The following is a 6,630-nucleotide window of genomic DNA, read 5'->3' on the forward strand; positions in this document are numbered from 1 at the left end:
CTCGCTCCCACAGGGGATGGATCACCCCAGCCAATGTGGGGAAGGTATTTGAATGAGCTGGGAATCCAATCAGGCGCTGATCGCCAACCCATGCCGCCGATGATGCACGCTCAACTGATCCTTGATCAGCCGCAGCACCTTGGCCTCGTGCTCGTGAATGAAGAAGTGCCCGCCCGCCAGCATGTCCACCGAGAAGCTGCCCGTGGTTTCCTGGCGCCAGCCCATCAGTTGCTCCGTGGTGGCCTTGTCGGTCGTGCCGCCGAACACATGCACCGGGCAGTCGAGCAGTGGCCGTTGCCGCGGCTGGAAGCGTCCGCACAGCAAGAAGTCGGCCCGCAGGATCGGCAGGGTCAGGGCCATCAGCTCTTCATTGGCCAGGATCTCCTCGCTCGTGCCGTTGAGGGTGCGCAGTTGCTCGATCAACTCAGCGTCGGTTTTCGCCTTGGCGAAACCGCGGTCGTAGTCGGCCCGCATCGTCGGCGCCGCGGTGCCGGAGGCAAACAGCGCCACCGGTTCCGGGCTGCCGAGTTCACGCAGGGCATGGGCGATTTCGCAGGCCAGCAGCGCGCCCAGGCTGTGGCCGAACAAGGCGTACGGGGCCTGGAGCGTCGGGTACAGCTCCCGCGCCAGTTGCATCGCCAACGGGCCCATGTCGGTGTGCAGCGGCTCGTCGAAGCGCGCCCCGCGTCCCGGCAACTCCACCGGTTGCACATGCAGCCATTGCGGCAACTTGCGCCGCCAGCGGCTGTACACCATCGCGCTGGCGCCGGAATAAGGCAGGCACAGCAGGGTCAGTTGGGTCACTGCGGTTTTCTCCGATCGGTCGTGTAGGAAAGATAACGAGATCGTAACCCACAAAATTAGTCAAAACCGTTACGTTCGCTCCATCTTTCCCGTCCGACCTTATACTGGCGACCTCGACTCACTCCACCGCACAGGAGAACGCCATGGGCTGGTCCGCCAAGCAATACGTCACCTTCGAACAGGAACGTACCCGTCCGTCCCGGGACCTGCTCGCCGCCATTCCCCCCACACAGGCCCGTTCGGTGATCGACCTGGGCTGTGGCCCGGGCAATTCCACCGAACTGTTGGTGGAACATTTCAGCGGCGCCACGGTGCGCGGCCTCGACAGTTCCAGCGACATGGTCGACGCCGCACGCAAACGCTTGCCCGCCGTGGCGTTCGACACTGCGGACATCGGCCAATGGGATGAACCCGGGCCGTTCGACGTGATCTTCGCCAACGCCGTGCTGCAATGGCTGCCCGACCACGCCACCCTGCTGCCCTCGCTGATCGGCAAACTCGCCCCCGGTGGCAGCCTGGCGATCCAGATGCCCGACACCCTGCACCAACCCTCCCACCGCTTGATGCGGGAAATCGCCGCCAACGGTCCCTGGGCCAACCAACTGGCCGGGGCGGCGGATTCGCGTACCGAGGTGGAGGATCCCAGCACCTATTACTCGATCCTCAAGCCCCACTGCAGCCGCGTCGATGTGTGGCGCACCACCTACCATCATCCCTTGGCCGGCGGCGCCGCAGGCGTGGTGGAATGGTTCAAGGGTAGCGGCTTGCGGCCGTTTCTCGAGCCGCTGGATGAGGCGCAACGCGAGCAGTACCTGGCGCACTATCTCAAGGCGATCGAGCAGGCTTATCCAGCCCTGGACGATGGGACCGTGCTGCTGCCGTTTCCCCGGGTGTTCATGGTCGCGACACGCTAGGGCGAGGGTCAATGATGCAGCGACGAGGGCCTAAATTTCTGCTCCGGCCCCTCGTTACCTGCTAAGACCAAAAACCCGCAAGAGTGACCGCCGTGGACCTGCAAACCATCCTGGGCAAGCTGTTCGCCAATGCCGGCGCCGTTGGTATCGAAGGCGTCTTCCAATTCGTGTTCGGCCCGCACCAGGCGTACTGGTCCGAGGTCAAGGCCAGCAGCCGCACCGAGGCTGGCCGCCACACCAGCCCCGACGTCACCATCGAGGTGGCGGAGAAGGACTTCCTCGGGATCATGGCCGGCATGGCCAACGTGGAAGAACTGTTCGCCAGCGGTCGCCTGAAGATCGGCGGCAACATGGGCCTGGCGACGTTGTTGCCGCAGATCATCGACCATGCCCGGCATGGCGGTGGCGTGGTGGAAAAGGTCGACATGAACAAGCGCTACCCCACCCCGCCGCGCTTCAGCGAAAAGCTCACCGCCAGCCTGCCGACCCAACGCAGCGTGCAACGGCGGCCTCGCAGCGGGCTGTCGGTGCAGGAGTTTCGCGCCCAGTACCTGCCCCACGGCATTCCGCTGGTCATCAGCGATGCCTTGCAGGACTGGCCACTGTTCAAGCTCAGCCGCGAAGAATCCCTGGTGCATTTTGCCGAACTGCAAGGCATCACCCGCCACGGCGACTACGTGAAGAAGACCTTCTCCACCGAACGGGACTTTCGCTCCACGTCCATGGCCGACTTCATCGCCTCCCTCGACAGCCCGGCGGCCAAGGGCGCCGACGGTGAACCACCGGCCTACATGGGTAACAACATCCTGCCGGCGCGGCTGATGGAGCAGATCAAGTTTCCGCCCTACTTCGACCCGTCGCTGTTCATTCCACCGCGCATCTGGATCGGCCCCAAGGGCACCCTGACACCGCTGCACCGCGACGACACCGACAACCTGTTCGCCCAAGTCTGGGGCCAGAAAATCTTCACCCTCGCCGCACCTCACCACCGCGAAGCCCTGGGCACCTGGTCCACGGCTCCCCAAGGCGGGCTGGACGGCTGCGACTTCAACCCAGACGCGCCGGACTACCAACGCTTCCCCCACGCCCGGGACGTGACCTTCATGCGCGTGACGCTGGAGGCTGGGGATTTGCTGTTTTTGCCGGAAGGCTGGTTCCATCAGGTGGAGTCGGTGTCGACGTCGTTGTCGGTGAATTTCTGGGTGAATTCAGGGCGGGGTTGGTAACGGTCAAACACTACTTTTGTGAACACAGACCTGTGGCGAGGGAGCTTGCTCCCGCTGGGCTGCGAAGCAGCCCCAAAACCTGACACCTCGATCATTCAGGTGGATTGAGATTACCTTTGGAGGGCCTGCTGCGCAGTCCAGCGGGAGCAAGCTCCCTCGCCACAGGTTTAGCGTCCGTATGTGGCTGAAGTGTGAAGATCGCTTCACCCAAGTGAACTCCACCCTCCCCACATCAGTCAGCAGGTAAGGCCCTCCATTCAAGGTGCTAGACCATGCAGATATCCCTCGCCCGACAGGTTGCCCTGGTCACCGGCGCCAGCTCCGGCATTGGCGCAGGCTCGGCCAGGGCGTTGGCCGACGCCGGTGCCGCGGTGGTGCTCAACTACCACTCCAGCGCCGGCCCGGCGCAAGACCTGGCCCGTGAAATCAACGCCAACGGCGGCCGCGCCATCGCCGTCGGTGCCGATGTATCGAAGGAACACGAGGTCGAGCAGTTGTTCGCCCAAACCCTCGAAGCCTTTGGCACGCTGGACATCCTGGTGGCCAATTCCGGCCTGCAAAAAGACGCCGCCGCCGTCGACATGAGCCTGGCAGACTGGAACACCGTGATCGGCACCAACCTCACCGGCCAGTTCCTCTGCGCCCGCGCCGCCCTGCGGATCTTCAACCGCCAGGGCATTCGCCAGGGCGTGTCCCGGGCCGCCGGCAAGATCATCCACATGAGTTCGGTGCACCAGCGCATTCCCTGGGCCGGCCACGTCAATTACGCCGCGTCCAAGGGCGGTGTCGATCTGCTGATGCAGAGCCTGGCCCAGGAAACCAGCCACCAGCGCATCCGCATCAACAGCATCGCCCCCGGTGCCATCCGCACGGCGATCAATCGCGAAGCCACCGAGGGCGAGCAGGAGCAAAAGCTGCTGGAACTGATTCCCTACGGTCGCGTCGGCGATGTGGAGGACGTCGCCAACGCGGTGGTCTGGCTGGCCTCGGACTTGTCCGATTATGTGGTGGGCACCACGCTGTTCATCGATGGTGGGATGAGCCTTTATCCAGGGTTTCGTGACAATGGCTGATCATGACGAACCGCAAAGCCCCATCGAGAACCACGGCATCATTGGCGACATGCGCACCGCCGCGCTGGTCAATGATCGCGGCAGTGTCGATTTTTTCTGCTGGCCGGAATTCGACAGCCCGTCGATCTTCTGCTCGCTGCTGGACACTGCGCAAGCAGGCATTTTCCAGCTCGCGCCAGACCTGCCGGATGCCCGTCGCCAACAAATCTACCTGCCCGACACCAACGTCCTGCAAACCCGCTGGCTGAGCGACGGCGCCGTAGTGGAACTCACCGACCTGCTGCCCATCGGCGACAGCGAGGACGATCTGCCGATATTGATCCGCCGGGTGCGCATGACCATCGGCAGCGCGACGTTTCGCCTGCGCTGCGCGGTACGCCACGACTATGCCCGGGCCGCCACCACGGCGCGCCAGGACGGTGCCCACATCTGTTTCGAGGCGCCGGGACAACCGAGCCTGCGCTTGTGCGCCGACCAGCCCCTGACGCTGGACGAGAACGCAGCGGTGGCCGAGTTCACCCTTACACAAGGCCAGAGCGCCGAGTTCCTGCTGGGCGGCATCGACGACCCACGCCTTCAGGACGACGTCAGCGCGATCTGCCTGGAGCGGACCCTGGCGTTCTGGCGCGGCTGGATCGGCCAATCCAACTATCGCGGGCGCTGGCGGGAAATGGTCAATCGCTCGGCCCTGGCGCTGAAGCTGCTGACCTCGCGCAAACACGGCGCCATCCTCGCCGCCGCCACCTTCGGCCTGCCGGAAACCCGCGGCGGCGAGCGCAACTGGGATTATCGCTACACCTGGATCCGCGACGCTTCGTTCACGGTCTACGCGTTCATGCGCCTGGGCTTCGTCGAAGAAGCCAACGCCTATATGCGCTGGTTGCGCGGGCGGGTCAGCGACTGCTGTGACCAGCCGACCAAACTCAATGTCCTCTACGGCCTGGACGGCAGGCTGGAGCTGCCGGAAACCGAGCTGCCGCACCTGAGCGGGTTCGGCAATGCGCAGCCGGTGCGCATCGGCAACCTGGCCTACCAGCAGGTGCAATTGGATATTTTCGGCGAGTTGATGGACGCGGTGTACCTGGTCAACAAATACGGCGAAGCCATCTCCCATGAAGGCTGGAAACACACCGTCGACGTGGTCGACCAGGTGTGCGAGGTCTGGCAGGACAAAGACGTGGGCATCTGGGAAATGCGCGGCGACAAGCAGCACTTCCTGCATTCGCGGCTGATGTGCTGGGTCGCCGTCGACCGCGCCATCCGCCTGGCCGAAAAACGCTCCCTGCCCGCCCCGTTCGCCCGCTGGGACGAGACCCGCCAGGCCATCTACCAAGACATCTGGACGAATTTCTGGAACGAGGAGCACCAGCATTTCGTCCAGCGCCTGGGCAGCACCGCCCTCGACGGCTCGATGCTGTTGATGCCCCTGGTGCGTTTCGTCAGCGCCCGCGACCCGCGCTGGCTCTCCACACTCGATGCCATCGAAAAACACCTGGTGCGCGACGGCATGGTCTATCGCTACCGCAACGACGACAGCCCCATCGACGGCCTCAGCGGCATCGAAGGCTCATTCGCGGCCTGCTCGTTCTGGTACGTCGAATGCCTGGCCCGCGCCGGCCGCGTGGAAAAAGCCCAGCTGGAATTCGAACAACTGCTGCGCTACGCCAACCCGCTGGGGCTATACGCCGAAGAGTTCGACAGCCACGGTTACCACTTGGGCAACACGCCCCAGGCCTTGACCCATCTGGCGTTGATCAGCGCGGCGAGTTTTCTGGACCGCAAGTTGAGCGGGGAGAAGAATCATTGGCAGCCGTGAGCGGAGTGGTCTGTGGCGAGGGAGCTTGCTCCCGCTCGACTGCGCAGCAGTCGCAAGAATCCTGGGGTCGCTTCGCAACCCAGCGGGAGCAAGCTCCCTCGCCACAAGAACGGTGTGTCCGTTAGCCGGTCGTCTCCAGGTCATCCAACGCACGGTTGGCCAGCAATCTGGCCAGCTCGATCAACTGCTGAATCCCCAGTGCTACGTGTCGCCGGGAGCCCTCCAGCTCGAACCCCAGGTCACTGACCAGCGCATCGGCCGAGGCCAGGGTTTCGCTGAGGCTGGTCAACACCGACTCGGTGTTTAGCCCGGGGACCACGGTGAACACCTGACCGTCCTGGGTATCGGGTTTGGCTGGGGTGGGAGACAAGTGAATGTCCAGCGCCCGGTCGGCGGCTTCGCGGAGTTTTTTTGTGTCGAGGGTGGTGTAGGCAGAAAGGTCTTCGGCGCGTGGAGGGTTGGGGGTGATCTTGACCATGACATGAATCTCCATTCGAACGTGGAGTTCACCATTTCCGCGACCAAGCAGAAGGTGGCGAACTGTACGCAGGTTGGTCGACCAGGGAATGGAAACCCGGCAGGGCCCGAAGCCCTCCCACGCACAGTCAGCCATAAAGCAGACAGCCGCTCGCGCGGCACCGTGCGCCATTCTAAACCCGGGCGACCAAACCCGGTCGCTGATTTTGCAGCGACGAGCAAAGCCTATCCCCGCCCCTTCCGAACCGGCAACCGACGCGACTCGTCAGAAAATTCCGGTACACCACATTTTTTGTAGGAACGCATAACCTGTGGCGAGG

6 protein-coding genes are annotated in these 6,630 nt (G+C 63.7%); 4 read left to right on the forward strand and 2 right to left on the reverse strand.

The window, feature by feature from the left end; genetic code table 11:
* Nucleotides 1-69 precede the first annotated feature (69 nt).
* Nucleotides 70-804: a thioesterase II family protein gene (locus J4E53_RS29345; RefSeq protein ID WP_060741391.1), complete on the reverse strand. Its 735-nt coding sequence runs from the start codon at nt 802-804 to the stop codon at nt 70-72.
* Nucleotides 805-947: 143 nt separating this feature from the next.
* Here J4E53_RS29345 and tam point away from each other — a divergent pair, with 143 nt between their 5' ends.
* The 4 genes from tam to J4E53_RS29365 all read left to right on the forward strand — a co-directional run bounded on the left by tam (nt 948) and on the right by J4E53_RS29365 (nt 5,833).
* Nucleotides 948-1,718 (forward strand): trans-aconitate 2-methyltransferase, encoded by a 771-nt coding sequence (gene tam, locus J4E53_RS29350; protein ID WP_103310481.1) that lies wholly within the window; start codon nt 948-950, stop codon nt 1,716-1,718.
* A 92-nt stretch (nt 1,719-1,810) separates the two neighbouring features.
* Nucleotides 1,811-2,944, forward strand: coding sequence for a cupin-like domain-containing protein (locus J4E53_RS29355; protein ID WP_103310482.1), 1,134 nt, complete (start codon nt 1,811-1,813; stop codon nt 2,942-2,944).
* Nucleotides 2,945-3,216: 272 nt separating this feature from the next.
* Nucleotides 3,217-4,017 (forward strand): SDR family oxidoreductase, encoded by an 801-nt coding sequence (locus J4E53_RS29360; protein ID WP_103310484.1) that lies wholly within the window; start codon nt 3,217-3,219, stop codon nt 4,015-4,017.
* Nucleotides 4,010-5,833 (forward strand): glycoside hydrolase family 15 protein, encoded by a 1,824-nt coding sequence (locus J4E53_RS29365; RefSeq protein WP_103310485.1) that lies wholly within the window; start codon nt 4,010-4,012, stop codon nt 5,831-5,833. Before J4E53_RS29360 ends, J4E53_RS29365 begins: the two co-directional genes overlap by 8 nt.
* A 121-nt stretch (nt 5,834-5,954) precedes the next feature.
* Here the strand turns inward: J4E53_RS29365 and J4E53_RS29370 are convergent, their stop codons facing one another.
* Nucleotides 5,955-6,311 (reverse strand): DUF6124 family protein, encoded by a 357-nt coding sequence (locus tag J4E53_RS29370; RefSeq protein WP_060741386.1) that lies wholly within the window; start codon nt 6,309-6,311, stop codon nt 5,955-5,957.
* Nucleotides 6,312-6,630: the final 319 nt, after the last annotated feature.

The organism is Pseudomonas sp. FW305-28, assembly GCF_017351395.1.
Lineage (GTDB): Bacteria > Pseudomonadota > Gammaproteobacteria > Pseudomonadales > Pseudomonadaceae > Aquipseudomonas > Aquipseudomonas fluorescens_AA.

Coding starts and splice junctions, on each gene's coding strand:
- J4E53_RS29365 (WP_103310485.1), top strand. CDS start 4,010: ATGGCTGATCATGACGAACCGCAAAGCCCCATCGAGAACCACGGCATC.
- J4E53_RS29360 (WP_103310484.1), top strand. CDS start 3,217: ATGCAGATATCCCTCGCCCGACAGGTTGCCCTGGTCACCGGCGCCAGC.
- tam (WP_103310481.1), top strand. CDS start 948: ATGGGCTGGTCCGCCAAGCAATACGTCACCTTCGAACAGGAACGTACC.
- J4E53_RS29370 (WP_060741386.1), bottom strand. CDS start 6,311: ATGGTCAAGATCACCCCCAACCCTCCACGCGCCGAAGACCTTTCTGCC.